Source organism: Streptomyces sp. AC550_RSS872 (assembly GCF_019049285.1).
Lineage (GTDB): Bacteria > Actinomycetota > Actinomycetes > Streptomycetales > Streptomycetaceae > Streptomyces.
The window spans coordinates 34,243-59,315 of record NZ_JAGMUL010000152.1 but is presented as its reverse complement, the minus strand read 5'-3'; the positions used below and the strand labels follow the sequence as shown (position 1 = coordinate 59,315).

The following is a 25,073-nucleotide window of genomic DNA, read 5'->3' as shown; positions in this document are numbered from 1 at the left end:
CCCGCAGCGCGCACCCTTCACAGAACGCACACCGAGCCCCATCAATTCTTTATGTTTCAAGCGCTAGGCTCGCCGAACGGGGAGTGGCCAAGTGTGGCCGAGTGGCCGTCGGCGGCCCGCCCGCCGCGCCACTCGCCCCTCCTTCCTCCCACCAGCACAGGAGACGCGGCGTGCTCGACGGCGACGTAGTGGTGATCGGCGGCGGCTACGCCGGCGTCCGTCTCGCGAAGCGACTGGACACCACGGCACGGGTCACGCTGGTGGACCGCAAGGAGGTCTTCTTCCACCGCATCGCCTCCCTGCGCGCCGGCGTGCGCCGGGAGTGGTCGCACAGCGCCTTCATCCCGTACGACCGCCTGCTGCGCAACGGCCGCGTGGCCGTCGGCAAGGCCGTCCGCATCGACACCACCGAGCGCCAGGTCGTGCTCGCGACGGGGGAGCGGCTCCCCTACGACGTCCTGGTGATCGCGACCGGCGCCGACTACCCCGAACCCGCCCGCTTCACCGGCACCACCGCCGAGGAAGCCGCGAAGGCCTTCGCCACGCACCAGCAGCACATCGCCGCCGCCGAACACGTCCTGATTGTCGGTGGCGGCCCCTCCGGAGTCGAGCTCAGCGCCGAGATCCGTCTCGCCCGGCCGGACGCCCGGGTCACGCTCGCCCACTCCGGGCCCGAACTTCTGCACGCCACGGGCAGCGTGCGGGCCGGCCGCAAGGCGCGCGGCTGGCTGGAGGCGCACGGCGTCGACGTGCGGCTGGACGCCTTCATGTCCCCCGGCAACGACTTCGGCACCTATCGCGACGCCCGCGGCAACGTCATCGAGGCCGACCGCTCCTTCTGGGCGACCGGCACCACACCCAACACGCTCTGGCTGCGGCTGGCCGGGCACGGCGACTGGCTGAACGCATCCGGCCACGTCAAGGTCGACCGGGCCCTGCGGGTCCAGGGATGGCTGGACGTGTTCGCGGTCGGCGACGTCAACGACGCCACCGAGGTCAAGATCACCCCGGCCGCGCTCGCCCAGGCCGACCTGGCCGCCCACAACATCCGCGCCTACCTGAACAGCGCCGGGAAGCACCGCAAGGAGCCACGCTTCTACCGGCCGATCCACCGCACCCCGCTCATCGTCCCGTTCGGCTCCGCCGACGGGGTGACGATGCTGCCGGTGCCGGGCGGCGAGACCGCGGTCCTCGGCGGCCGTACCACCACCCTGGCCAAGGCCAAGACCCTCATGACGCCCTACATGAGGCGCCAGCTCGGCTACACGGCGGCGTAGGCGCTCCGCTGGGTGGGCCGCGGCACGTCGTCTTTCGTCTGCGGCGCCGTCGTGGCTTGGCGCCCCCACGCGGCGGAGCCGCATTTCGATACGGCCCCGCGCCCCTTCAGAGCGCGCCGAAGCGCAGCCGAGTCGAAACCGGCCGCGCCGGGTACTCGGTGCGTCTGCCGAGCCCGCCCGGGCTCGCACCGGATCTCCGTGCGGCGAACGGAGTCGTGATGACGCAGAACCGGGAGAGCGCGCCGCCCGCCGGGCGAACTGGATTTCCCGAGCTGCGCCCGGTCGGGGACAGCCCGGTCGAGCCGACCTCGCGGGAACCGCGCCCGCTGAACAGCCAGGAACTGCCCCGGGACCGCAGTCAGGCGATCCTCGAGGCGGCCAAGCAGGTCGGCGCGCTGCTGAAACGCAAGGGGCACACCTTCGCGCTGGCCGGCAGCGTGGCCGTGTACGCCCATGGCGGGAGCGGTCACCTTCAGCACGACGCCGACTTCTGCGTGCTCCGCTCCGACGCCGAGGCTGTGTCGGACACGCTGGCCGAAGCCGGTCTCACGGTCCGTACGCCACCGGAGGACTGGCTGATCAAGACGACCTGCTTCGGCCAGGACGTCGACCTCCTCTTCGAGATGGCCCACCGCCCGGTCACCACCGACCTCCTGGCCCGGGCACCGGAGATCCCGGTCGACTCGGTGCTCATGCCCGTACTCGCGCCGACCGATCTCATCCGCGGGCTGATCCAGGCGTTCTCCGAGCACTACTGCGACTTCGGGCCGGTGCTCGCCGCGGCCCGCGCCCTGCGCGAGAAGGTCGACTGGGAGGACGTACGACGCTCCTGCGGGGACGAGCCGATGCCCGCCGCGTTCTTCTTCCTCCTGGAGCGGCTGAACGTGATCTCCGCACGGGAGGAGCACCGATGAGCCGCCACGGCACCCGGCCCGCCCGGAGCGCGGGCGGTGCACAGAACCTCGACTACCTCGTGGCCCATCTCACCGACCACCTGGCCGCCGGCCCGCTCGGTGAGCTGGGGGTGCGCATCGAGATCCGCGGCGAGGCGGTCCTGCTGACCGGCACGGTGCCGTCCGCACAGTGCCGCGACGACGTCCTGCACAGCGCCCGCGCGGAGCTGCTGGGACACCCGGTCCACTGCGACATCGTGGTCGCGGACAACGCCGCGCCCGACCATGCCGAGGAGGTCGAATGATCCGGATCGCGGCCGTCGGGGACATCCACATGGGTCCCGAGAGCCAGGGCGTGCTCCGTCCCTCGTTCGAGACCCTGCACGAGAGCGCCGACGTCCTGCTGCTCGCCGGGGACCTCACCCGGCACGGCACTCCCGAGGAGGCCCAGGTCGTCGCACGGGAGATCAAGGACCTCGCGGTTCCCGTGGTCGCGGTCCTCGGCAACCACGACCACCACGCCGACTGCGCAGAGGAGGTCACCGCCGTGCTCCAGGACGCGGGCGCGCGGGTCCTCGAAGGCCAGGCCACCGTCGTGGACAACGGCGGCGCGCGCATCGGCGTGGCCGGCACCAAGGGCTTCGGCGGCGGGTTCGTGGGCCGGTGCGCCGGCGAGTTCGGCGAGCCGATCATGAGGGAGTTCGTCCGGTACTCGCGGCACCGCGCCGACACCCTGCGGGCCTCCCTGGAGGAACTCCGGGACCAGGACTGCGACGTACGCGTCGCCCTCACCCACTTCTCCCCGGTGCCCGACACCCTGGCCGGCGAACCACCCGAGATCTACCCCTTCCTCGGCAGCTACCTGCTCGCCGAGGCGATCGACACGGCGGGCGCCGACCTCGCCGTCCACGGCCACGCCCACCTCGGCACGGAGCACGGCATGACCAGCGGCGGCGTGAAGGTCCGCAACGTCGCCCAGCCGGTCATCGGGCGGGCGTTCCACGTCTACCACCTGGCGCGCTGAACCCGCCCTCCCGGTGTGGGCGAAGCCACGTCGCTCGCGGCGCCGCAGGCATGTCGGCCGGACGGGGTGCCGGGCTACCGTTTGAGGGATTCCGTGCCCGCAAGTACCTCGGACGGCCCCGCAGTGCTCGCAGATCTCTCCCCACTCATCGCGGCGACCACCCAATGGCTGACGCGTTCCTACCCGGCGTGCGGCGGCGCCCTCGCCGCCGCGCTGGGCGAGGTGCAGGCCCGGCAGGCCGTCACGGTCGCGGCGTGGCTGCGCTACCCGACGCCGACGGACGCCGCACTGGTCGGGATGGCCGGACCCGGTGGCTCGGCCGCGCTGGACTGGATCACCGGCGCGGACGCGACCGCCCATGACGAGAGGGACGACTTCGCCTGGCGCACCTGGGTGGACGAGGTCGTGGCCAGCTGGGCGGCCTGTCTGCTCACCGACGACGAGCTGGCCGGGCTGGCGGTCGCCGCGGTCGCCGACGGCGGGCATGCGACCGGCGTGCCGGTGCAGTTCCGCCGCCTGGTGTCTCCCGACGCCCGGGACCGCCAGGCAGCGGCCCTCCTGCGCCACCCGGACCTCCTCGCCCCCGTGGCCGGCCTGCACCGCCCCGCACTGCACGAGCGCCTCGACCCGGGCCGGGCGCTCATCGCCTGAGCCCTGCCCGGCGCCGGGCCCCGGGGATGTACGCGAGGGTCAGTCCTTCTTGCCGCGTCCGGTCAGCGTGTCCCGCAGACGGTCGACGAGGCCGGCGCCCGGAGCCAGCAGCTTGTTGGCCGGCGGCTTGTCCGGGGCGGACGGGTGCGGGCGGGTCGGCGCCAGCTTCTTCGCCTGACGCACCTTGTCACCCAGGGCGTCGAGCGCCTCCGGAGGGCAGGCCGCGCGCAGATTGGGGAAGAGGTTCTGCTCCTCGTCGGCGATGTGCGAGCGGACTTCCGTCATCAGCATCCCGATCAGCCGGTCGAACTCGGCATCCCCGGCGTCGCACCCCTCCAGGTCCTTCATGATCTGCTCGGCCTTGGAGTGATCCTCGATCTCCCGGTCGGCGACGGCGTCCCCGCCCGCCACATGTTCCCGCACGGCCGGGTACAGGTACATCTCCTCGGCCACCGAGTGCCGCACCAGCTCCATCGTGACCTGGTCGGCGACCAGCTTGCGATCCTTGTCGCCGTACGGAAGCGCCTCGATCCGGCCGAACATCTCCTCCACCTCGCGGTGATCGGTCACCAGTTCGTCGATGACGTTCCCACCATGACCCATGGTCTCCACCTCCATAACGGGGCGGCGGCCCGGACGGACCCGCCGCGGCCCCCGAGTGCCCGCCCGCGAAGGGCTCACACGGGGGCGGTGGAAAGGACGGGCGGCGCGCGAGCGCCCATACTGGTCCGAGGTGAGGTTTCCGCCGAAAGGCCCGGGCAACCCGGGGCGTGCCGTCCCGACGCCACGACGGCGTACTGCCGTCCCAAGAGTCCCCCTGCGGGCCCGCCCGTCTCCTGCGAACGGGAGTTCCGGATGACGATCAACCCGCCCCCGTCGCCCGTCCCGTCGGAGCTGCGGATCGGCCTGCTCGGCTCCTACGGCGGCTGCAACATCGGCGACGAGGCGATTCTGAAGTGTGTGCTGAGCTGTCTGCGCGCCCACCGCCCGCGCGCCCGGCTCGTCGTCTTCGGCCGCAACGCCGGCCACACCCGCGCCCACCAGCCGGAGGCCGACGAGGCGGTCGACTGGGAGGGCGTCCCGCAAAAACCCCTCCTCGACGCCCTCGCCGGACTGGACCTGCTGGTGCTGGGCGGCGGCGGAATCCTCTACGACGGTGAGGCGCGCCGCTATCTGCGGCTGGTGAAGGCGGCACACGAGCGCGGCGTGCCCACCTTCGCCTACGCCGTCGGCGCGGGGCCGCTGCGCGATCCGGACGACCGCGAGGCCGTACGCACCGTGCTGCCGGAGATGACCGAGGTCGTCGTACGCGACGAGGAGTCCCGGCTCGTCCTGGAGGAGGTCGGCGTCGAGGGCGAGCTGACCGTCACAGCCGACCCGGCGCTGCTGCTCACCCCCGAGCCCTTCACCGAGCAGATGATGCGCCACGAAGGCCTCCCGCTGGACGCCCGGCTCATCGGGATGTCCGTACGCGAGCCCGGCCGGGCGGCGGAGAAACTCGACGAGGACGGCTACCACGCCCTGCTCGCCGAGGTCGCCGACTTCCTCGCGCGGCGCCTGGACGCACAGGTGGTCTTCGTGCCGATGGAACGCCAGGACGTCCGGCACGCGCACGGCGTGCTGTCCCGGATGAGCGCCCCGGACCTGGGCCGCATCCTGCACAACTCCTACTCTCCCGGCGAGATCCTCGGCTTCATGAGCCATCTGGACATGGTCGTCGGCATGCGCCTGCACGTCGTGATCTTCGCCGCGCTCGCCGGTCTGCCCGTGCTGCCGCTGCCGTACTCAGGCAAGGTCTTCGACTTCGCCCGCCGCACCGGCGCGCCCGAGCTGGTCGGCGTGGACCGGGAGCAGGCCGGACTCCTGCTCGCGGAGGTGGACCGGCTCTGGGACGAGTTCCCGCGGCGGCAGGAGAACCTGAACAGCCGGGTCCAGGCGCTGCGGGCCCTGGCGCGGGAGACCTGCGGCCGCTGCGGAGCCCTCCTCGACACCGTCGACGGCGGGGCACGGCGCGACGCGCCGAGCGCGGCGGACCCGAACCTGATCCTCACCCGGGCTCCCGGACGGCCGACCTGAGGCATCCGGACCCAGTCGACGGGAGAAGCGATGCCGATCCTGGAACCACCTCGCCCCGCCACGACCGTGACCCTGCCTCCGCGCGCCGCCCGCCACGGGGGCCGGACGGACGTCCTGGTCGTCGGCGGCGGGCCGGCCGGCACCGCGGCGGCGTACGCGGCGGCCGACGCCGGCGCCGACGTCGTGCTGGTGGAGCGCTACGGCTTCCTCGGCGGCAATGCCACCGTGGCGCTGGTGATGCCGCTGATGTCGTTCCACAACGAGCAGAAACAGGCCGTGTTCGATTCGAGTGGGACAGACGGCCGGCTGCTGCCCACCGACCACGGCGAGGGCGAACCGGTCGTGGCCGGATTCCTGTGGCTCCTGCTGGACCGGCTCACCGCACGCGGCGGCTGCGTCCCGCCGTCCCCCGCCACCGGCTACACGGTCCCGTTCGACCCGGAACTCTACAAGCTGGTCCTCCTCGACCTGCTCGACGAGGCGGGCGTGCGCATGCTGTTCCACTCCTGCGCCTCGGCCGCGCTGCCCCTCGACGACGGCTGGCGGGTGGTCTTCGAGACCAAGTCGGGGCCCGTGGTGATCGACGCCGCAGTCGTCGTCGACGGCACCGGGGACGGCGACATCGCCGCGGCCACGGGGGCGCCGTACGAGATCGGACGGCCGGAGGACGGGCTGGTGCAGCCGATGACGCTGATGTTCCGGGTCGTCGACTTCCTCCAGCCGCGCTTCACCGAGTACGTCAGCGAGCACCCCGACCAGTGGCGGGGCGTCCACGGACTGTGGGACCTGGTGCGGGAGGCCACCGAGGCGGGTGAACTGCGTCTGCCCCGCGAGGACATCCTGCTCTTCAGCACCCCGCACCCCCGCGAGGTCAGCGTCAACAGCACCCGGGTCACGCGCGCGCTCGGCACCGACGTGTGGGACCTGAGCCGCGCCGAGTACGTCGCGCGCCGCCAGATGGACCAGATCGACCGGTTCCTGCGCCGCCGCGTGCCGGGATTCAAGTCGTCGTACGTGGCACAGAGCGGCGTCCAGATCGGCGTCCGGGAGACCCGCCGCATCCTCGGCGACTACCACCTCACCGGCCATGACATCCTCGCGGCGCGTTCCTTCCCCGACGCCGTCGCGCACGGCGCCTACCCGGTCGACATCCACAACCCCCGGGGCAGCGGCACCATCCTCAAACGCGTCCCGCGCGGGCACTTCTACGACATCCCCCTGCGCTGTCTGCTGCCCCAGGACACCGACCGGCTGCTCGTCGCCGGACGCTGCATCTCCGGCTCGCACGTCGCGCACTCGTCCTACCGCGTCATGCCCATCTCGATGGCGACGGGCCAGGCGGCGGGAGTCTGTGCCGCGCTGTCCGTACGCCTCGGCCGCAGCCCCCGCGAGGTCCCCTACCACCTCGTCCAACGCGCACTGGTCCGGCAGGGCGCCCACCTGCGCCTGGAGCCCAGGGACCCTGTGCCGCAGCGGCCCTGACGGCCACTTAGGGTGCGGACATGACGTCGCAGGCATATCTCTCCGAACTGTTCTCGCTGGAAGGCCGGGTCGCCATGGTGACCGGTGGAAGTTCCGGCATCGGCCGCGCCATCACGGGGGCCCTCGCCCGCGCGGGCGCGAGCGTCGTGGTCGTGGCCCGCAGGGAGGCGGAACTGGCCGCGACGGTGGGGGAGTTGGAGGCCCAGGGCGCCCGGGCGGCGTGGGTCGGCGCGGACCTCGGCACGCGCGACGGGGTGCGGGCGGCGGCCGAGGGTGCGGTCAAGGCGTTCGGTGAGCCCGACATCCTCGTCAACTGCGCCGGGATCAACCTGCGACCGCCGATCGGCGAGCTGGGCGAGGACGTCTGGGACACCACGATGGCCGTCAACCTGGAGGCACCGCATCTGCTGGGGCAGCGCTTCGGGCCCGGCATGGCCGAACGGGGCTTCGGGCGGATCATCCACATCACCTCCCAGCAGGCCCACCGGGCGTTCGTCCAGAGCGGCGCCTACGGCGTCTCCAAGGGCGCGCTGGAGTCGCTGGCCCGCTCCCAGGCCGAGGCCTGGTCGCCGTACGGCGTCACCTGCAACACCCTCGTGCCGGGCTTCGTCATGACGCCCCTCAACACCCGTCTGTCGTCCGACCCCGAGAAGGTGGCGGCGCTCGCCGCCCGCACGATGATCGGGCGCAACGGACTGGCCGAGGACTTCGCCGGCGCGGCGGTGTTCCTCGCGAGCCGGGCCTCCGCCTACGTCACCGGGCAGTCGATCTTCGTGGACGGCGGCTTCTCGGTGCACTGAGCCCGGCAGACAGCCCTCCGTCCGATCCGTCAGCGCAGATCGAGCCGCATCAGGATCCGGGGGTGACCGGCCAGCACGGAGGTCGTGTCGGCGGCGTGGACGAAGCCGGCCCGTTCGAAGTTCTTGCGGATCCCGGCGTAGGCCATCGTCAGGTCGACCCGGGCGTCACCGTTGTCCAGGGGGTACGCCTCGATCGCCGGAGCGCCCCGGTCGCGGGCGAAGTCGACCGCCCCGGCGATGAGGGCGTGCGTGATGCCCTGCTTGCGATGGCCCGGGCGGACGCGGATGCACCACAGCGACCACACCGGCAGGTCGTCGACGTGGGGGATCTTGCGGTTGCGCGCGAAGGACGTGGCCGAACGCGGTGCCACGGCGGCCCAGCCGACCGGTTCCTCACCGTCGTAGGCGATCACTCCCGGAGGGGGATCGGCACGGCAGAGTTCGGCCACGTACGCACCGCGGGCCGGCCCCCGGAGCTCCCTGTTCACCTTCGACGGGATCCGATAGCTCAGACACCAACACACGCTCGCCGTGGGTGACTTCGGGCCGACCACCGCACGAACGTCCTCGAAGACCGAAGCCGGGCGAACGTCTATGTCCATGGCACCACGATGTCACGGGCGCGGCGTACGGGGCATGCTCCGGCCGTCGCGGATCAGGCCGTGGCGTGGAATGCCCGGAGCGTCTCGGCGGCCCGGGTCTCGGGGACACGGCTGAAGTCCTCGTACCACTCGCCGACCGTGTGGAGGGACTGGGGCTGTTCGAGGCAGATGAGGTCGTCGCACTCGGGGCGCAGGGCTGTCGTCGTCCGGGGGCTGCCGACGGGGACGGCGAGGATCAGGCGGGTCGGGCCGTGGCGGTGCAGGAAGCGGAGCGCCGCCGCGGCGGTGAGGCCGGTGGTCAGGCCGTCGTCGACGAGGACGACCGTGCGGGCTTGAATGGACGGGAGCGGGCGGTGGCCGCGGTAGACGCGCTCGCGGCGGTGCAGCTCGCCCCGTTCGCGGGCGACGACGTCGCCGAGCCGGTCCTCGGACAGATGCATCATGGCCAGGCTCTGCCGGTCGTACAGCGGCGGATCGTCGGCGACGATCGCCCCGATCGTCGTCTCCGGGCGGATCGGTGTGGTGATCTCGCTCGCCACCAGCACGTCCAGCGGGGCGCGCAGCGCGCGGGCCACCTCAGCGGCGACGGGCACCCCGCCGGGTGGCAGAGCCAGCACGAGCAGATCGAGCAGGTCACCGGAGTCGGCCCACTCGGCCAGCCGCAGGGCGAGCTCCTGCCCGGCGTGCGTACGGTCGCGGAATGCCACGGCGCGCTCCTCCCTCGAAGATCGGCGCAGGCGCCGAGTTCCCGGCGGGCGGACGGTGAAACGGGTCACGGCAGCGACTGCGAAGTGGGTTCCCACAGGCCGGCCCGGCGTCGCGTGTGGCCCGCCTCCGGGTGGGTACTGCGGCGCGCATGACCGACATCGAACTCAAGAGCTCCGCGTTCCACGACCACGAGATGATCCCGCGTCGGCACGCCTGGGAGGGCGAGAACCTCTCACCGCCCCTGGACTGGTCCGGAGTGCCTGACGAGGCGGTGGAGCTGGCCCTGCTGTGCGAGGACCCGGACGCCCCGTCGGGGACGTTCGTCCACTGGCTGGTCACCGGCATCGACCCGCATGCGGAGGGGCTGCCCGCAGGCCGGACCACCCCGGGCAGCCACCCGCACACCAACGGCTTCGGGGAGCCGGGGTGGGGCGGCCCGCTGCCCCCGGTCGGCGACGACGCACACCGGTACTTCTTCCGCCTGTACGCCCTCCCCGGCCCGGTCTCCATCCCGGAGGCGCCCACGGCCGTCGAAGCCCACAGGGTGCTCGACGAGCAGCAGCTGGCCAGCGGAACCCTCGTCGGCCTCTACCAGCGCTGAGCGACGGTCCGGGCCCGTCCGCCCGGTGCGCCGGGCTGCGTTCCGGCCGCGCAGAGCGCATGGTGGTGTCATGAGCACGCGTCCCCCCGTGGTGGTGCTGCCGCCGGCGTCGGACGGCGGGCGTCAGGTGACGATCCGCGGCGAGCCGACCGGCACCGCGTACAACCTGTTCGACGTGATGGACCTGGTGCACCGCGCGGGCCTGCCCGGCAAGGACCGGGCCGTCGACGACCCCGAACTGATCGAGTGGCGCGGCGGCGGACCGTACGACTGGAGCGCCCCGGAGCCGCCCGATACGCCGGACGAGTGAACGCGCGCGGGAGCACCCGGAGGCGCTTTCGTCCGGAACCCTGAGACAGTCCCGTCCGAGCGGTCCAGACCCGTATGGCATCGGCCGCCGCACCAGCACCGTGGTGTGTCCGGTGCCGGTGGGTGGGGTACGCGGCGACGGACGGAAGGGGAGACCCATGCAGTTCCGTGACCGCAAGGAGGCCGGGCGGGAGCTGGCGGAGCAGCTGCGCGTCCGGCAGGAGAAGGGCATCCTTGCGCATCCCGTGGTCCTCGCGCTGCCCCGGGGCGGCGTCGCGGTGGCCCAGGAGATCGCGCGGGCGTTGGAGGCCCCGCTGGACGTGCTCGTCGTACGCAAGATCGGGGCGCCGTTCCACGAGGAGTTCGGGGTGGGGGCGCTCGCGGGTGACGATCCTCCGCTGTTCGACGAACAGACGCTGTACCGGCTGGGGCTGAGCGAGGCCGACCTGGCGCCGGTGGTGGAACGGGAGCGCAAGGAGCTGCGGCGGCGTGAGGAGCGCTATCGGCAGGGCCGGCCGGCTCCGCGGCTGCGCGACCGTACGGCCATCGTCGTCGACGACGGCGTCGCCACCGGCTCGACCGCACGCGTCGCCCTGCGCGCCGTACGCAACCAGGATCCCGAGCGTCTGGTCCTGGCCGTACCCGTCTGCGCACCGGACGTGGCCGAGGAACTGCGGCGGATGGTCGACGAGTTCGTCTGTCTGCACCGGCCGAGGCTGTTCAGCGCGGTGGGGGAGTGGTACGAGGACTTCGGCCAGCTGACGGACGCCGATGTGCTGGAGGCGCTGCGGGGTGAGGAAGGGGCGCCCTGAGGGCTGTTTCAAGGGGCGGCGCGGGAGGCGGGCCTGCGCAGGGCGAGCGTGCCGTCCGTGTCCAGGGTGAGACGGGCGCCGTGGCTGATACGGTCGAGGGTCGTGTGCAGCCAGGTGCGGTCCTCGGGCGGGGCGGGCTCCAGGCGCATACGGCGGGCGAGCAGGGGGACCATGCGTAGGCCGCTGAGTTCGCCCGTGTCCGCCGCCAGCGTCACGAAGTAGGCGATGCGGAGGTCGTCGCGGTACTGCTCGTAGCCGGGGATGCCCTCGTAGTCGTCGATGAAGTCGCCGCAGCCGTGCAGGATCAGCCGGTCCCGGTAGACCTCGACGGGGCGCGGGTGGTGCGAGGAGTGGCCGTGGACGACGTCGGCGCCGCCGTCCACCAGCGCGTGCGCGAAGCGGCGCTGGTCGCGGGGGACGAGGTAGCCCCAGTTGGAACCCCAGTGCACGGACACGACCACGAGGTCGCCGGCCCGCTTCACCTGCCGTATGTGCCGGACCGCGGCGGCGGCCGTGGCGGGCGTCAGCTCGGGCACGTAGGCGACGCCGGGCAGGTCCGCCGTCGCCGCCCAGCTCGCGGGGACGCCGCTGGTGCCTGCGCCGAGGGCGAGGACGAGCACGCGGCCGCCGTGGGGGAGCGGGAGTGCCACGGGGGCGTACGCCTCCTCGGCGCCGCGCCCCGCGCCCGCCGTCCGCAGGCCCGCTCCGTGCAGCACGTCCAGCGTCTCCTCCAGGCCCGCGACACCGAAGTCCAGCACATGGTTGTTGGCCAGAACGCAGACATCGGGCCGGGCCACCCTGAGGGCGGGCAGATTGGCCGGATGCATGCGGTAGTGGACCGCCTTGCCGGGCTCGAACGTGTCGCTGCGCGTGATGGACGTCTCCAGATTGACGATCCGCACGTCCGGGCCGACCGACTCCAGCAACGGCAACGCCTCGCCCCAGGGCCAGGACGGGTCGACGGGCGCCGGGATCGGGCCGCTCACCGCCTCCGCCATGCCGACGTAGGACCGGGCGTCCGTGACATACCCCTCCCGCAGCACCGGGTCCCCGGGCCGGGCCAGGATCTGGTCGACGCCGCGTCCGAGCATCACGTCGCCGCAGACGAACAGCGTGACCGTGCCGCCGTTCATGACTCCACCGTACGGGGTACCCCGCACCTGCGACGCCGGGCGTCCGAGCGTGCTCGCCGAGGTGTGGGAGGCCGTCATGGAACTGGTCCAGGAAGCATCCCACCGCTTCCGGATCGACCCGCATGGCCCGATGCGGGTGCCCGGCGTGGTGTTCGCGTCACGGAAGCTGCTGAGTGACGCCGAGAAGTCGCTGGAGCAGGTGGTCAACGTGGCCACGCTGCCGGGCATCGTCGGCGCCTCGTACGCCATGCCCGACATCCACTGGGGCTACGGCTTTCCCATCGGCGGCGTCGCCGCTACCGACGTGGCCGACGGCGGGGTCGTCTCGCCGGGCGGCGTCGGCTTCGACATCTCCTGCGGTGTACGTCTGCTCGCCGCCGACATCGACGGCAACGGGCTCGCTTCGGCGCTGCCCGCCGTGATGGACGGCCTCGACCGGGCGATCCCGCGCGGCGCCGGCCCCGGCGGGGTGTGGCATCTGACCGGCCCCGGACAGCTGGAGCGGATCCTGCGGGGCGGCTCCCGGTACGCGGTGGGGGAGGGCCACGGCGAGGAGCGCGACCTGACGCGCTGCGAGGACGGCGGGGCGGTCGCCGACGCCGACGTGGACCAGGTGAGCGCGCGGGCGCGGGAACGCGGGCTCGGTCAGGTCGGGAGCCTCGGGTCGGCCAACCACTTCCTGGAGGTGCAGCGCGTCGACGAGGTGTACGACGCGCCGGCCGCCGCCGCGTTCGGGATCGCCGTCGGCCAGGTGTGCGTGATGATCCACTGCGGGTCGCGCGGCCTCGGCCACCAGATCTGCACCGATCACGTACGGCTGATGGACCGCGCGATGGCCCGCTACGGCATCAAGGTCCCCGACCGCCAACTGGCCTGCACGCCCGTCGGCTCACCCGAGGGGCAGCGGTACCTCGGCGCGATGGCGGCCGCGGCCAACTACGGCCGCGCCAACCGTCAGTTGCTGTCCGACGCGACCCGCATCGTCTTCCGGCGTGCCGCGGGAGCCCGGCTGTCCCTGGTGTACGACGTCTCCCACAACCTCGCCAAGATCGAGCCCCACCCGGTCGCCGGAGCACGCCGCACGCTCTGCGTCCACCGCAAGGGCGCGACCCGTGCCTTCCCGCCCGGCCATCCGGACCTGCCCGACGATCTGCGCCACGTCGGCCAGCCGGTGCTGATCCCCGGGACGATGGGCACCGCCTCGTACGTCCTGGTCGGAGTGGCGGGCGGCGACGCCTTCTTCTCCACCTGCCATGGCGCGGGCCGCGTCCTCAGCCGTCACCGGGCCGCCCGTGCGGTGGGCGGCCGGGAAGTGCGGGCCCGGCTGGAGTCGGCGGGCATCGCGGTCCGTCCGCGTTCGCTGCGCGGCCTGTCGGAGGAGACGCCGGAGGCGTACAAGGACGTGAGCGAGGTCGTGGCCGCGAGCGAGGGCGCGGGACTGTGCCGGACGGTGGCACGGCTGGTGCCGTTGGGGGTGGTGAAGGGCTGAGCGGCGGGCCGTGGGCCCACCGTCACCTCACACGTCCACGGTCACCGCACACGACCACCCGTACGAGTCCGGCCCGATGTGCAGCCCGTGCCATGAGACGCCCTTCGGCGTGGCTCCGGTGACCTCCACGTCCCCCAGCTCCGCGAGCGCGAGCCGTACGTCGAGGTCGCCGTCGGTGGTGTCGGCCTCCAGGTCGACGGGCACGCGGCCGTCCACGTCGAGACGGAAGACGACCTCGTCGAGGAGGGCGGTCAGCAGTTCCTCGTCGCTGTTCTCGGCGAGCCGTACCCGCTCCATCGAGGTGGGCCGGACCGCCGTGACGTCGGCGAAGCACTCCACCATGCCGAGCGCGGCCTCCACCAGGCAGCGCTCCCGGCTCGCGCCCCACGCCTCGATCCGCACATCGGCCGTGTGCGGCACCGCCCGGTGGCCGCTTCCGCCGCTGCGCCGGGTCTGGATGTCGTCGTCCGGGTCACCGACCATCGGCATCACCTGATCCGCTCGTGCCGTACGGGCTGTTGGTCCGGGTCAGGCCCGCGCGTCCGGATCCGCGGTCCCGCGGAAGGGGGCGACGCGCCGGGTCCCGTGCCGCCGCGGCCTGCCGTGGCGGTGGTGTGCGGCACCGCTCCTCGCCAGGACCAGACCCAGGCAGAAGACGAGCGCCAGGGCGAGGCCCGAGCAGAAGACGGCCAGCGTGTTCATGGTGGCGAGGTCCTGGCCGAGCACCGAGACGGAGTACTCGGGGCCGCCGGAGAGGTTGTCGGCGATGACCAGACCGGTGAAGACGCCGCTGGCCGCGAGGAGGAGTAGTCCGAGGAACAGCATCCGAGTCATCTCCCCAGGAGGGTGCTACACGCATACGGGTACCCGCGAGCGGGCAGGGCGTACCGCCGGGTCCGAAGGTGGACGAAGGAGGTCGGAGGAGGCCGAGGGAGTCGCCTTCAGCCGATCTGCTCGGCCGGCGCGACGATGATGCCGGCGGGGCCGCGGACGTAGCAGAGCCGGTCGGTGTCCCTGTACTGTTCCAGCGCGCCGACGAGTTCGGCGCCGTGGGCGCGCAGGCGGCCCACGGTGTCCTCGATGTGGTCGACGGCGAGCATGACGCTCCGCAGGCCGAGCGTGTGGCCGGCGCGTTCTCCGGCACGGCGTTGATCACCTTCGGTGCGTGGAACTTCGTCAGCGCGAGCCCGCCGTGCCCGTCCGGGGTCCGCATCATCGCGATGTCGACACGGACGTCGTCGAGCCCGCAGACACGGTCCACCCCGTGTCCCTCGACGGGCGCCCGGCCCTCCACCTCCATACCGAGCTCGACGAAGAACGCGACAGCCGCCTCGATGTCGTCGACGACGACGCTGACGTGGTTCATGCGCTGAATCGCCATATCCCGAGCCCAGGAGCGCGGCGGGGAAGGCGCACCGGTGCATCCGGCGACGCTGACCCATTGACCTCGACCACCCATGAGCATAATCTCCGTCCTCATATGTAGACGGTGTCTCCATGTGAGGACAGGGTTCAATAAGGTGAACATAGGCGGCCGGCGTTCAAGGGAGAACTGACATATGCCGCTCGCGCTGCCCATGTCGATCGCCCTGTCCACCACGCACAGCTTCCTGCCGCCGTACCCCGGCCCCACCGCGGTGGCCGCCACCTTCCACGCGTCCGTCGGACTCGGCCTGTTCTACGGCCTGTTCTGCGGCCTGTTCATCGCCGGTGGCGTACTGGTCCTGGAACAGATCCTCGACGCCCTCAGCATCCGACCCCCTCACGAGAACGGCCCCCGCCTGCCATGAGCCAACCTGTCGTCACCCGCTTCTCCGTGTACCCGGTCGCCGGCCGCGACTCGATGCTCCTCAACCTCTCCGGGGCCCACGCCCCCTACTTCACCCGCAACGTCGTCGTCCTGGAGGACTCCGAGGGCCGTACGGGCCTCGGCGAGGCCCCCGGCGGGGAGAAGATCACGCAGACCCTGCGCGACGCCGAGTCACTGGTCGTCGGCGCGCGGCTCGGCGACCACAAGCGTGTCCTGCGTGCGATCGAGGCGAGCTTCGCCGACCGTGACCCGGGCGGTCGCGGCGCCCAGACCTTCGACCTGCGGACGACGGTGCACGCCGTCACCGCCGTCGAGTCGGCGCTTCTCGACCTGCTCGGCCAGCACCTCGACGTCCCGGTCGCCGCGCTCCTCGGAGACGGCAAGCAGCGCGACTCCGTACGGGTCCTCGGCTACCTCTTCTACGTCGGCGACCCGGAGCGCACTGACCTGGACTACGTCCGCGACCCCGACGCCGCCGTCGACTGGTACCGCGTCCGGCACGAGGAGGCCCTGACCCCCGAGGCGATCGTCCGCCAGGCCGAGGCCGCCTACGACCACTACGGGTTCCGTGACTTCAAGCTCAAGGGCGGAGTCCTGCCGGGCGCGGAGGAGGTCAAGGCCGTACAGGCGCTCAAGAACCGTTTCCCGGAGGCGCGGATCACCCTCGACCCCAACGGCGCCTGGTCCCTGCGCGAGGCCGTCGAACTCTGCCGCCCCCTCGTCGGCACCCTCGCCTATGCCGAGGACCCCTGCGGGGCGGAGGGCGGCTACTCGGGCCGGGAGATCCTCGCGGAGTTCCGCCGGGCCACCGGACTGCCCACGGCCACCAACATGATCGCCACCGACTGGCGCCAGCTGACCCACGCCCTCGCCCTGCGGTCCGTGTCCATCCCGCTGGCCGACCCGCACTTCTGGACCATGCAGGGCTCGGTGCGCGTCGCCCAGCTGTGCAACACCATGGGCCTGACCTGGGGCTGCCACTCCAACAACCACTTCGACATCTCCCTGGCGATGATGGCCCACTGCGGCGCGGCCGCCCCCGGTGAGTACAACGCCCTGGACACGCACTGGATCTGGCAGGAGGGACGCGAACGGCTCACCGCACAGCCCCCGAGGATCAGCGGCGGCGAGGTCGCCGTACCGGACGCACCCGGCCTGGGAGTCCGCCTGGACCGCGACCGGCTCCTCGCCGCGCACGAGCTGTACCGGGAGAAGGCACTGTCGGGCCGCGACGACGCCGTCGGCATGCGGTACCTGATCGACGGCTGGACCTTCGACGCGAAGCGGCCGTGTCTCGTGCGCTGAGCCGACTGCCGCGGCAGTGACGCGGGTATGGCCGGCCTTCGCGGGATGCCGTCCGTGACACGGTGGCGGCCGGCGTCCCCTCGTCCGGCCGCCGTTCCCACCCCGCCTCTATCGTGAGGCCATGTACTCGACACGGGTCTCCTGGCATGTGAACGCCTCGCGCGCGGCCGTCTACCGGGCGCTGCTGGACGCGGACGCCGTGGAGAAGTGGCGGGTGCCGGACGGTATGACCGGGCAGGTGCACGTGTTCGAGAGCCGGGAGGGCGGGGCCTTCCGGGTCTCGCTCACCTATGACGAGCCGACCGGCACGGGGAAGTCGGCCGCGCACACCGACACCTACCACGGTCGCTTCGTGAAGCTCGTGCCCGACGAACTGGTCGTCGAGGAGGTCGAGTTCGAGAGCGACGACCCCGCCCTGCGGGGGACGATGACGATGACCACCACCCTCACCGAAGCCGACGGCGGCACGGACGTGCTGGTCGTGCACGAGGGGATCCCCGACGTCGTGCCCGCCGCGGACAACGAGACGGGCACCCGGATGGCGCTGGCCAACCTCGCCCGGCTGGTCGAGGCCGCGCCACGGCGACCTCGGGACAACTGATCGGCAACCTCCGGGCGTCCGGCGACCCGGTCGCCGCCGCACGGCACGCGTCGTGGCACGGGACCGGCAGCGGTCCCGACGGCACCTACTGCCGCTACCGCGTGTCCGACATCACCTACCGCTGACGCCGTGCATTACGTGATCTTTGCCTGGGGTTCGCCGGGCGTATGAAAGCGCTCGCTTCCATGCGGATGTATGGACACCGAACTGCTGTCAGGGCTGCGCGTCGACTACACAGACCAGGACGACCCCGTACTGATCCGGCCGGACGGCAGCCCCGTGGACACCTGGCGGGAGAACTACCCGTACGAGCAGCGCATGGAGCGCCCGGAGTACGAGTGGCACAAGCGGCTCCAGCAGATCGAACTGCTGAAGCTCCAGAGCTGGATCAAGGAGACCGGCCGCCGTCTCGTCGTCGTCTTCGAGGGGCGGGACGCGGCCGGCAAGGGCGGCACGATCAAGCGCTTCACCGAGCACCTCAACCCGCGCGGCGCCCGCGTCGTGGCGCTGGAGAAGCCGACCGAGCGTGAGCGCGGGCAGTGGTACTTCCAGCGGTACGTCGAGCATCTGCCGACCGCGGGCGAGATCGTGCTGTTCGACCGGTCCTGGTACAACCGGGCCGGCGTGGAGCGCGTGATGGGCTTCTGCACCGACGACGAGTACCGGCGCTTCATGCGGCAGGCCCCGGCCTTCGAACGGATGCTGGTGGACGACGGGGTCGACCTGATCAAGTTCTGGTTCTCGGTGTCCCAGGGCGAGCAGCGCACCCGCTTCACCATCCGCCAGGTCGACCCCGTACGGCAGTGGAAGCTCAGCCCCATGGACCTGGCCTCGCTGGACCGCTGGGAGGACTACACCGCCGCCAAGGTCGCCATGTTCCGCGAGACGGACACCGAGCACGCGCCCTGGACGGTGGTGAAGAGCAACGACAAGAAGCGGGCCCGCGTCGAGGCCATGCGCAGCGTGCTGGCCCGCTTCGACTACTCCGACAAGGATGAGGGGGTCGTCGGCGTCCCCGACCCCCGGATCGTCGGCGCGGCCGCGGGCCTGCTGGAGGCGGGGGAGGACGACTCCGAACCGGAGCGCTGACCGCCGCCGGGACTCGTGCCAGGGCCTAGGTGTGTTGTCCCGGCACGTTGGTGACAGGCGACACGCCTTGAGCGGTCCTTGAAAGGGGTGAGGGCCTCTGGGTTCGGTGTGGATTGCGACATCTACAACCGGCGCCCAGGAGGCCCTCGTTGTCCCACCGTAATGCCCCGCTGACTCCGACCGGCAGGCTGCGACTGGCCCGGTGTGTCGTCGACGACGGCTGGACTGTGCGGCGGGCCGCGGAACGCTTCCAGGTCAGTCACACCACCGCCGCCCGATGGGCCGGCCGCTACCGCCACCACGGCGCCGAGGGCATGCACGACCGCTCCAGCCGCCCCCACCACTCACCCCGGCAGACACCCGCCACGGTTGAAGCAGAAGTGGTGCGGATACGGCGCAAGCACCGCATCGGACCACTCCGGCTGGCCGCCCGCACCCGGATCGCCGCGTCCACCGCCCACCGCATCCTCAAGCGCCACGGCATGCCCGCCCTGGCCGCGCTGGACCGGGCCACCGGCGAGCCAGTCCGCCGCTACGAACGCTCCCGGCCAGGCGAACTGATCCACATCGACGTCAAGAAACTCGGCCGCATCCCCGACGGCGGCGGCCACCGCACCCAAGGACGCGCCGAAGGCCGACGCAACCGGACCGGCACCGGCTACGCCTACCTGCACACCGCCCTGGACGACCATTCCCGCCTGGCCTACACCGAAGACCTGCCCGACGAGACCGCTGCGACCTGCGCAGGCTTCCTCACCCGCGCCACCGCCTGGTTCGCCGCACACCACGTCACCGTCGAACGCGTCCTGACCGACAACGCCTGGGCCTACACCAAGAACACCTGGCGCGACACCTGCCACCAGCTGGGCATCAGCCCCCGCTGGACCCGCCCCTGGCGGCCACAGACCAACGGCAAGGTCGAACGCTTCCACCGCACCCTGCTCGACGAATGGGCCTACCACCAGCCCTACACCTCAGACGCCGAACGCCAAGCCGCGTTTCCCGACTGGCTGGACTGGTACAACCACCACCGACCCCACACCGGAATCAGCGGCCACACTCCCGCCAGCCGCGTCACCAACCTGTCCGGTCAGCACACCTAGGGCGTGTTGCGAAAGTCTCGCCTGCCGGGCGGCGTCTGGCACGCCCTTCGGGCGGACGACGGGACTTTCGCAACACGCCCTAGCCGCGCGGCAACACCGTGACGCGGCGGAAGTTGCACTCGTCCCCTGCCGTGCGCCCGGCAGGGGAGGGGCGGTTCTGATGGGCCTTGAGAGCGGCGCTGACCAGGCTCATCAGCAGATCGACGTCCGTGTCGCAGTCGAGATGCACGGTCACCCAGTCCGAACCGGGGACCAGCCGTATCGCCGTCGACTCCTGGAGATCGTCGTGGAACCGTCGTATGGCCCCCGCCGTCAGGTGCAGGTCCACATCCCGGTCCGAGTGGAAGTGCACGATCTCGCTGTGGGCGGAGCGCAGTGCCCGCCCTGCGCCGCAACTGGTCGGGCCCGCACTGAGGTCGGGCCAGACTTGCAGTTGTTCCATGGCGCGCTGGGCCAGTGTCATGTCCCCATAGTCACCCGATCATCGCTTCGCAACCAGAGGTTGAGCGATTCGTAACCGGGGCGTGAGGTACCTCTCAGCCACCACAGCCACCCACGTTCCCTAGTCCGGAGGCGTGGGGGTGTCGTGCGTGCGGTACATCGCCTGTACGTCCAGCTCCAGCTGGACCGTGGGTCCGACCACCGCGATGCCGCGCGCCAGCATGCTGCGCCAGTTCAGGGTGAAGTCCTCCCGGTGCAGCTCCGCCTTGGCCAGCGCCGCGCACCGCAGCTCCTCGCCGTAGCCGCCGTTGACCGAGCCCAGGTAGGTGGTGTCCAGCTCGACGGAGCGGCTGATCCCGTGCATGGTCAGGGAGCCGTGGAGCGTCCACTTGGTTCCGCCCCGGTAGGCGAAACGCGTGCTGGTGAAGTCGATGTACGGGTAGCGCTCGACGTCCAGGAAGTCGCCCGAACGCAGGTGGTTGTCCCGGGTGTTGTTGCCGGTGGTGATGCTCGCGGCCTCGATGCGCACCGACACCCGGGAGGCGGCCATGTCCTGTTCGACGCGTATGCCTCCCGTGAAGCGCTCGAAGCGGCCGTGCACATGGGCCATGCCGACATGTTTCGCGATGAACCGGATCGCCGTGTGCGGCGGGTCGAACAGCCAGGTCCCCGGCGTCGGCAGATCCAGCTGGCGTCCCGACACCAGCTGGACCCGCGCCGTGGGGGGCGTCGTGCCGCCGACGACGTCCACGGTCTCCTGATGGGGGGTCAGGCCCTCGGCCGTGACCCGCAGGCCATAGCGGCCGGGCGGAAGTGCGGCGCAGAACAGCCCGTACGGATCCGTGGTGCCCCGCACCACGACCTCGTGCGAGTCCATCGCCGTCACCGTCACCTCGGCGCCCCGCATCGGCAGTCCCACCGGGTCCACGACCTCGCGGGCCAGGCCGCCGGCACCGGACGGCACGGGGAATCCAGCGACGGGCACCCCCCGGGAGCGTCGACTCCTGAGCAGTCCGAGGGGCATGACCATCACCTTTCTTCGGGGTGGGGAATGTGAGTGGGGGGAGGGGAAGGGGTCTACGGCAGGGCGGTGGCCGGCGGTACGCCCTCGTACGCCGCCCGCAGCAGGGCGAGCACGCCGTCGGCCGTGACCGGGCGCGGGTTGGCGTACGCCTGGCCCGCGGTCTGCGCGGCGGCCGTCGCCAAGTCGGCTTCCGCGAGGCCGAGTTCGGCGAGCGAGCGGGGCGCGCCGAGGCGTCCGGCCAGGTCCCACAGGGCCGTCGGAGCGTCGCCGGTGTCCAGGGCGCGGGCCACGGCGGCGACCGCGTCCGCAGCGGCGGGCGCGTTGTGGGCCAGGGCGTACGGCAGCACCACGGTGTGCGTCTCGGCGTGCGGCAGCCCGAAGGTGCCGCCCAGGACATGGCAGAGCTTGTGGTGCAGGCCCATCGTGGTGGCGCCCAGACAGGACCCGCACAGCCAGGCCCCGTACAGCGCGCGACCGCGGGCATCGAGCGACGTCGGCTCCTCGGCGACCGCCGGGAGCGCCCGCGCCATCGCCCGTACGCCCTCCTCGGCCATCAGCGCCACCAGGGGCGAGCTGTCGGGGGCGTACAGGGCCTCGACGGCGTGCGCGAGCGCGTTGACGCCGCTGGTCACGGAGAGCGGTACGGGCAGGGAGAGGGTGAGCTCGGGGTCGTAGACGACGCTGCGGGGGAGCACCTTGGGGTCGCGGCCGGTGCGCTTGGCGCCGTGCTCCGTCAGGCCCCAGACGGGTGTCATCTCCGAGCCGGAGTAGGTGGAGGGCACCGCGATCAGCGGCAGTCCGGTGCGCAGGGCGACGGCCTTGCCGAGCCCGATCGACGAGCCGCCGCCGACCGCCACGCACCCGTCGGCGCCCGCCGCGCGGGCCGCCTGGACGGCCACGTCGGCGACCTCGACGGGGACGTGCATCCGGGCCCGGTCGTGCACGCCGGCGCAGACCGGGCCGAGCGCGTCCGCGACCGCCCGCGCGGTCTCCGCGCCCCGCTCCCCGCACACCACCAGCACCCGCCGCAGCCCCAGCCGCTCCACCTCGCCCGGCGTCGCGGACACCGCGGCGCCGGCCCGGAAGACCACCCGCACGGGCCGGGTCTCGTAGGAGAAGTCGAGGGCGTCCGTCATGACGGCTCCAGCACGAGGTCGAAGCGGGCGTGCCGGAACGGGTTCGCCACGCCGAACTCCCGTGCCGCCGACGGGTCGTCGACCGGGGCGAAGTCGTTGACGAGGCCCGGCTTCACCGCGAACACCGCGTCCGAGTCCAGGTAGTCACTGCCCGCGACGAAGATGTGCGTGGTCACCGGGGTGTGCTCGGGGGCCGAGGCGATGAAGTGGATGTGCGCGGGCCGGTAGGGGTGCCGTCCGGTGGCCCGCAGCAGCCCGCCGACCGGCCCGTCCGTCGGGATGGGGTACGGGCTCGGCACACAGGTACGGAACCAGAACCACCCCTCGCCGTCCGCGGTGAACAGGCCGCGTCCGTTGCCCGCGGGCTGTACGTCCGGCCGCTGCACGTCGTAGAAGCCGTTGCCGTCGGCCTGCCACACGTCGACGACCGCGCCCGGCAGCGGGGTGCCGTCCCGGGACCGCACCCGCCCGCTCACCACGCACGGCTCGCCGCCGCCCACCAGGTCGATGTCCGCGCCGAGCTCGCGCACCGGCGACTCGGTCATGTGGAAGGGGCCCAGGACCGTGGACTCGGTGGTGCCGGGGCCGTGCCGGTCGTTGATCGTCTCGACGAGCATCGACAGACCGAGGACGTCCGACAGCAGGATGAACTCCTGCCGGGTGTCCGTGCACATCTGCCCGGTCGCCGTCAGGAACCCGATCGCCCGCTCCCACTCCTCCTGCGTCAGCCGGGACTCCCGCGCGAAGGCGTGCAGATGCCGGACGAGCCCGGTCAGCAGCTCCCGCAGCCGCGGATCCGCCGTGCCCAGCAGACTGGCGACGACCTCGTCGGTGACCGTCTCTGGCGTGTCGCCGGTCATGTCGGCTCCTTCCCCGGCTCCTGGTGTGGGGCGCCCATCTCAACCGTGCCCGAGAATCCGCCGCAGCGCGTCCGTGAGCGACCGTTCGGCGTCCTCGGCCGCGTCGGCGTGCCGGAACGCCACATAGCCGTCGGGGCGTACGAGGAGGGCGCCGGCATCGGAGATCTCACTGAGCCGCGCCCAGTCGCCGTAGGGGTCCTCGTACTCCTGGCCGGGCCCGACGACGACCATGGCGATGTCCAGGGGCTGGGCCTTGGCGGCCCGCACCCACGCCTCGCCGCCGATGCCGGTGAGCAGTGTGAAGCGGCCCTTGCCGACGGTGTCGAGGGTGGACAAAGTCCGGGTCCCGGAGGTGATCCAGGCGTGCGGGAGCTTGGCGCCGGGGCGGGAGGTGGGCTGGTGGTGCAGCTCGGGGTCGCGGGCGAAGCCGGGGTCGGGGGTGCCGTCGGGGACGACCGCGGCGGAGGCGTAGCGCTGGTTGAGGTCGACGCCGTGCGCGTTGAACTCGTACACCTTGAAGGCGATCGCCTCGCGCAGTGCGGCCCGCTGCTTGGCGGCCGCCTCCGTGGCGTCCTTGCGGGCGGCGATGTTGGCCCACAGTTGCTCGGGCGTCTGCGGTGAGAGTCCGTCGAGGGCCTCGAAGATCGGGGCGGTCTCGGCGATGGACTTGTTGGCGCGGGTCACTATCTGCCTGCCGACCGGCGCGCGCTCCACGGTGTACGTGTCGAGGAGGCCGGGCGAGGCGACGCCGTCCAGGACGAGCTTCAGCTTCCACGCCAGGTTGTAGGAGTCCTGGATGGAGGTGTTGGAGCCGAGCCCGTTGGACGGCGGATGGCGGTGCACGGCGTCACCGGCGCAGAAGACACGGCCGTTGGCGTAGGTCTCGGCGTACATCTCGTTGACCGTCCAGGCCGAGGACGACTTGATGGTCACCGGGATCTCGTCGTCGCCGACCAGCTGCCGTACGACGGACAGCGCGTACTCCTCGGTGAGGTCGGGGGCTCCCGCGCTCACGTCGTAGCCCCACACGATCAGCCACTCGTTCCAGGGCCGCACACAGCGCACCAGGCCCGCGCCGATGCCGCCGACCGTGGCGCCGGGCGCGAGGACCCAGTAGAGGGTGGAGGGCCGGTGCGCGGTGTACTTCGACAGATCCGCGTCGAAGACGATGTTGATGCTGCCCGCGACGCCCATCTGGCCGCCCATCGGCAGCCCGGCGTCCTCGGCGACCTTGGAGCGGCCGCCGTCGGCGCCGATCAGGTACCTGGCGCGGATGGTGTACTCGTCGCCGCGCAGCCGGTCCTCGACGGTGACCGTGACACCGCCCTCGTCCTGGACGAAGGACTTGTAGACCGTGCTGAACCGGAAGTCGGTGCCGCGGGCGATCGCCGCGTTCACCAGCACCGGCTCCATCAGGTGCTGCGGCATGTCGCACATGCGGGTCGGGCTGGCCAGATCGTGCGCGGCCTGCACGAGCGGATCGTTGCCCCAGGAGCGCACCCGGCCCAGCTCCTCGCCGGCCAGGCTGGTGCAGAAGGTCGTGTTGCCCATCAGGTGCTGGGGCGTCGCCGTGGCGATGACCTGGTCCTCGACGCCGAGATCGCGCAGCACCTCCATGGTCCGCTGGTTGGTGATGTGCGCGCGGGGCGTGTCGGCGAGGCTCGCGTACCGGGTGACGACCATGTTGCGCACGCCGTAGGTGCTCAGGGCGAGCGCGGCCGACGCGCCCGCCGGGCCGCTGCCCACGATCAGGACGTCGGTCTCGACAACGGTGTGCACGACAGAACGCTCCAGGAGATGAGACACGGGGACGAGGCGGGATACGCGTACGGACCCCGGCCTTTCAA

The 25,073-nt window shown here is 72.1% G+C and carries 27 protein-coding genes and 2 pseudogenes; 17 read left to right on the top strand and 12 right to left on the bottom strand.

Annotation, left to right across the window (positions count from 1 at the left end; translation table 11 throughout):
• The first annotated feature begins 170 nt into the window (after positions 1 to 170).
• The 5 genes from KUM44_RS37610 to KUM44_RS37590 all read left to right on the top strand — a co-directional run bounded on the left by KUM44_RS37610 (position 171) and on the right by KUM44_RS37590 (position 3,845).
• Positions 171 to 1,277 (top strand): FAD-dependent oxidoreductase, encoded by a 1,107-nt coding sequence (locus KUM44_RS37610; protein WP_217214257.1) that lies wholly within the window; start codon positions 171 to 173, stop codon positions 1,275 to 1,277.
• A gap of 218 nt (positions 1,278 to 1,495) precedes the next feature.
• Complete coding sequence (locus KUM44_RS37605) at positions 1,496 to 2,191, top strand: hypothetical protein (RefSeq protein WP_217214256.1); 696 nt, start codon at positions 1,496 to 1,498, stop codon at positions 2,189 to 2,191.
• Positions 2,188 to 2,475 carry a BON domain-containing protein gene (locus tag KUM44_RS37600; RefSeq protein ID WP_217214255.1) on the top strand — a complete coding sequence of 96 codons (288 nt, stop codon included), beginning with the start codon at positions 2,188 to 2,190 and terminating at the stop codon, positions 2,473 to 2,475. Before KUM44_RS37605 ends, KUM44_RS37600 begins: the two co-directional genes overlap by 4 nt.
• Positions 2,472 to 3,194 carry a metallophosphoesterase gene (locus tag KUM44_RS37595; RefSeq protein WP_217214254.1) on the top strand — a complete coding sequence of 241 codons (723 nt, stop codon included), beginning with the start codon at positions 2,472 to 2,474 and terminating at the stop codon, positions 3,192 to 3,194. Before KUM44_RS37600 ends, KUM44_RS37595 begins: the two co-directional genes overlap by 4 nt.
• 123 nt (positions 3,195 to 3,317) lie before the next feature.
• Positions 3,318 to 3,845, top strand: a complete 528-nt coding sequence (locus KUM44_RS37590) for a hypothetical protein (protein WP_217214349.1) — start codon at positions 3,318 to 3,320, stop codon at positions 3,843 to 3,845.
• A gap of 39 nt (positions 3,846 to 3,884) precedes the next feature.
• Here KUM44_RS37590 and KUM44_RS37585 read toward each other — a convergent pair whose 3' ends face one another.
• Positions 3,885 to 4,448, bottom strand: coding sequence for a hemerythrin domain-containing protein (locus KUM44_RS37585; protein WP_217214253.1), 564 nt, complete (start codon positions 4,446 to 4,448; stop codon positions 3,885 to 3,887).
• Positions 4,449 to 4,700: 252 nt separating this feature from the next.
• Between KUM44_RS37585 and KUM44_RS37580 the strand changes: the two genes are divergently transcribed.
• The 3 genes from KUM44_RS37580 to KUM44_RS37570 are packed head-to-tail and all read left to right on the top strand — an operon-like array spanning position 4,701 to position 8,203.
• Positions 4,701 to 5,921, top strand: a complete 1,221-nt coding sequence (locus tag KUM44_RS37580) for a polysaccharide pyruvyl transferase family protein (RefSeq protein ID WP_217214252.1) — start codon at positions 4,701 to 4,703, stop codon at positions 5,919 to 5,921.
• Between the two features lie 30 nt (positions 5,922 to 5,951).
• A complete protein-coding gene (locus tag KUM44_RS37575) occupies positions 5,952 to 7,403 on the top strand; it encodes an FAD-dependent oxidoreductase (RefSeq protein WP_217214251.1) in 1,452 nt (483 codons plus the stop codon).
• A gap of 20 nt (positions 7,404 to 7,423) precedes the next feature.
• Complete coding sequence (locus tag KUM44_RS37570; protein WP_217214250.1) at positions 7,424 to 8,203, top strand: SDR family NAD(P)-dependent oxidoreductase; 780 nt, start codon at positions 7,424 to 7,426, stop codon at positions 8,201 to 8,203.
• A 29-nt stretch (positions 8,204 to 8,232) separates the two neighbouring features.
• Here the strand turns inward: KUM44_RS37570 and KUM44_RS37565 are convergent, their stop codons facing one another.
• Positions 8,233 to 8,805, bottom strand: coding sequence for a GNAT family N-acetyltransferase (locus KUM44_RS37565; RefSeq protein ID WP_217214249.1), 573 nt, complete (start codon positions 8,803 to 8,805; stop codon positions 8,233 to 8,235).
• 53 nt (positions 8,806 to 8,858) lie between these two features.
• Entirely contained in the window at positions 8,859 to 9,512 is a 654-nt protein-coding gene (locus KUM44_RS37560; protein WP_217214248.1) for a phosphoribosyltransferase, read from the bottom strand.
• A 149-nt stretch (positions 9,513 to 9,661) separates the two neighbouring features.
• On the opposite strand from KUM44_RS37560, the gene KUM44_RS37555 reads away from it, so the two are divergent.
• From KUM44_RS37555 to KUM44_RS37545, 3 genes are all read left to right on the top strand, one after another.
• Positions 9,662 to 10,114, top strand: coding sequence for a YbhB/YbcL family Raf kinase inhibitor-like protein (locus tag KUM44_RS37555; RefSeq protein WP_217214247.1), 453 nt, complete (start codon positions 9,662 to 9,664; stop codon positions 10,112 to 10,114).
• A gap of 70 nt (positions 10,115 to 10,184) precedes the next feature.
• Positions 10,185 to 10,424, top strand: a complete 240-nt coding sequence (locus tag KUM44_RS37550) for a hypothetical protein (protein ID WP_217214246.1) — start codon at positions 10,185 to 10,187, stop codon at positions 10,422 to 10,424.
• Between the two features lie 157 nt (positions 10,425 to 10,581).
• A complete protein-coding gene (locus KUM44_RS37545; protein WP_217214245.1) occupies positions 10,582 to 11,235 on the top strand; it encodes a phosphoribosyltransferase in 654 nt (217 codons plus the stop codon).
• 8 nt (positions 11,236 to 11,243) lie between these two features.
• Here KUM44_RS37545 and KUM44_RS37540 read toward each other — a convergent pair whose 3' ends face one another.
• Entirely contained in the window at positions 11,244 to 12,368 is a 1,125-nt protein-coding gene (locus KUM44_RS37540) for a CapA family protein (RefSeq protein WP_217214244.1), read from the bottom strand.
• Between the two features lie 76 nt (positions 12,369 to 12,444).
• Here KUM44_RS37540 and KUM44_RS37535 point away from each other — a divergent pair, with 76 nt between their 5' ends.
• The gene (locus KUM44_RS37535) at positions 12,445 to 13,857 is read left to right on the top strand and encodes an RtcB family protein (RefSeq protein ID WP_217214348.1); all 1,413 of its coding nucleotides are present in this window, start codon (positions 12,445 to 12,447) and stop codon (positions 13,855 to 13,857) included.
• A gap of 27 nt (positions 13,858 to 13,884) precedes the next feature.
• On the opposite strand, the gene KUM44_RS37530 is transcribed toward KUM44_RS37535, so the two are convergent.
• From KUM44_RS37530 to KUM44_RS37520, 3 genes and pseudogenes are all read right to left on the bottom strand, one after another.
• A complete protein-coding gene (locus KUM44_RS37530) occupies positions 13,885 to 14,340 on the bottom strand; it encodes an archease (protein WP_217214243.1) in 456 nt (151 codons plus the stop codon).
• A 45-nt stretch (positions 14,341 to 14,385) separates the two neighbouring features.
• A complete protein-coding gene (locus KUM44_RS37525; protein WP_254390688.1) occupies positions 14,386 to 14,691 on the bottom strand; it encodes a hypothetical protein in 306 nt (101 codons plus the stop codon).
• 107 nt (positions 14,692 to 14,798) lie between these two features.
• Positions 14,799 to 15,238: pseudogene (locus tag KUM44_RS37520) on the bottom strand (VOC family protein).
• Positions 15,239 to 15,422: 184 nt separating this feature from the next.
• On the opposite strand from KUM44_RS37520, the pseudogene KUM44_RS37515 reads away from it, so the two are divergent.
• The 5 genes and pseudogenes from KUM44_RS37515 to KUM44_RS37495 all read left to right on the top strand — a co-directional run.
• Positions 15,423 to 15,581, top strand: a pseudogene (locus KUM44_RS37515) (gluconate permease); the annotation flags it as partial.
• 62 nt (positions 15,582 to 15,643) lie between these two features.
• Positions 15,644 to 16,972, top strand: coding sequence for an enolase C-terminal domain-like protein (locus tag KUM44_RS37510; protein ID WP_217214242.1), 1,329 nt, complete (start codon positions 15,644 to 15,646; stop codon positions 16,970 to 16,972).
• A gap of 121 nt (positions 16,973 to 17,093) precedes the next feature.
• On the top strand, positions 17,094 to 17,573 hold the full coding sequence (locus tag KUM44_RS37505) for an SRPBCC domain-containing protein (protein WP_217214241.1): 480 nt from the start codon (positions 17,094 to 17,096) through the stop codon (positions 17,571 to 17,573).
• A gap of 195 nt (positions 17,574 to 17,768) precedes the next feature.
• Positions 17,769 to 18,662, top strand: coding sequence for a polyphosphate kinase 2 (gene ppk2 / locus KUM44_RS37500; protein WP_217214240.1), 894 nt, complete (start codon positions 17,769 to 17,771; stop codon positions 18,660 to 18,662).
• 149 nt (positions 18,663 to 18,811) lie between these two features.
• Complete coding sequence (locus tag KUM44_RS37495) at positions 18,812 to 19,765, top strand: IS481 family transposase (RefSeq protein WP_217214239.1); 954 nt, start codon at positions 18,812 to 18,814, stop codon at positions 19,763 to 19,765.
• Between the two features lie 79 nt (positions 19,766 to 19,844).
• On the opposite strand, the gene KUM44_RS37490 is transcribed toward KUM44_RS37495, so the two are convergent.
• The 5 genes from KUM44_RS37490 to KUM44_RS37470 all read right to left on the bottom strand — a co-directional run bounded on the left by KUM44_RS37490 (position 19,845) and on the right by KUM44_RS37470 (position 25,005).
• Positions 19,845 to 20,228, bottom strand: a complete 384-nt coding sequence (locus KUM44_RS37490; RefSeq protein WP_217214238.1) for a luciferase family protein — start codon at positions 20,226 to 20,228, stop codon at positions 19,845 to 19,847.
• A gap of 99 nt (positions 20,229 to 20,327) precedes the next feature.
• The gene (locus KUM44_RS37485) at positions 20,328 to 21,230 is read right to left on the bottom strand and encodes a YceI family protein (RefSeq protein WP_217214237.1); all 903 of its coding nucleotides are present in this window, start codon (positions 21,228 to 21,230) and stop codon (positions 20,328 to 20,330) included.
• Positions 21,231 to 21,283: 53 nt separating this feature from the next.
• Entirely contained in the window at positions 21,284 to 22,366 is a 1,083-nt protein-coding gene (locus KUM44_RS37480) for a maleylacetate reductase (protein WP_217214236.1), read from the bottom strand.
• On the bottom strand, positions 22,363 to 23,226 hold the full coding sequence (locus KUM44_RS37475; RefSeq protein WP_217214235.1) for an intradiol ring-cleavage dioxygenase: 864 nt from the start codon (positions 23,224 to 23,226) through the stop codon (positions 22,363 to 22,365). Before KUM44_RS37475 ends, KUM44_RS37480 begins: the two co-directional genes overlap by 4 nt.
• Before the next feature lie 39 nt (positions 23,227 to 23,265).
• Positions 23,266 to 25,005, bottom strand: coding sequence for an FAD-dependent monooxygenase (locus KUM44_RS37470; RefSeq protein WP_217214234.1), 1,740 nt, complete (start codon positions 25,003 to 25,005; stop codon positions 23,266 to 23,268).
• Positions 25,006 to 25,073: the final 68 nt, after the last annotated feature.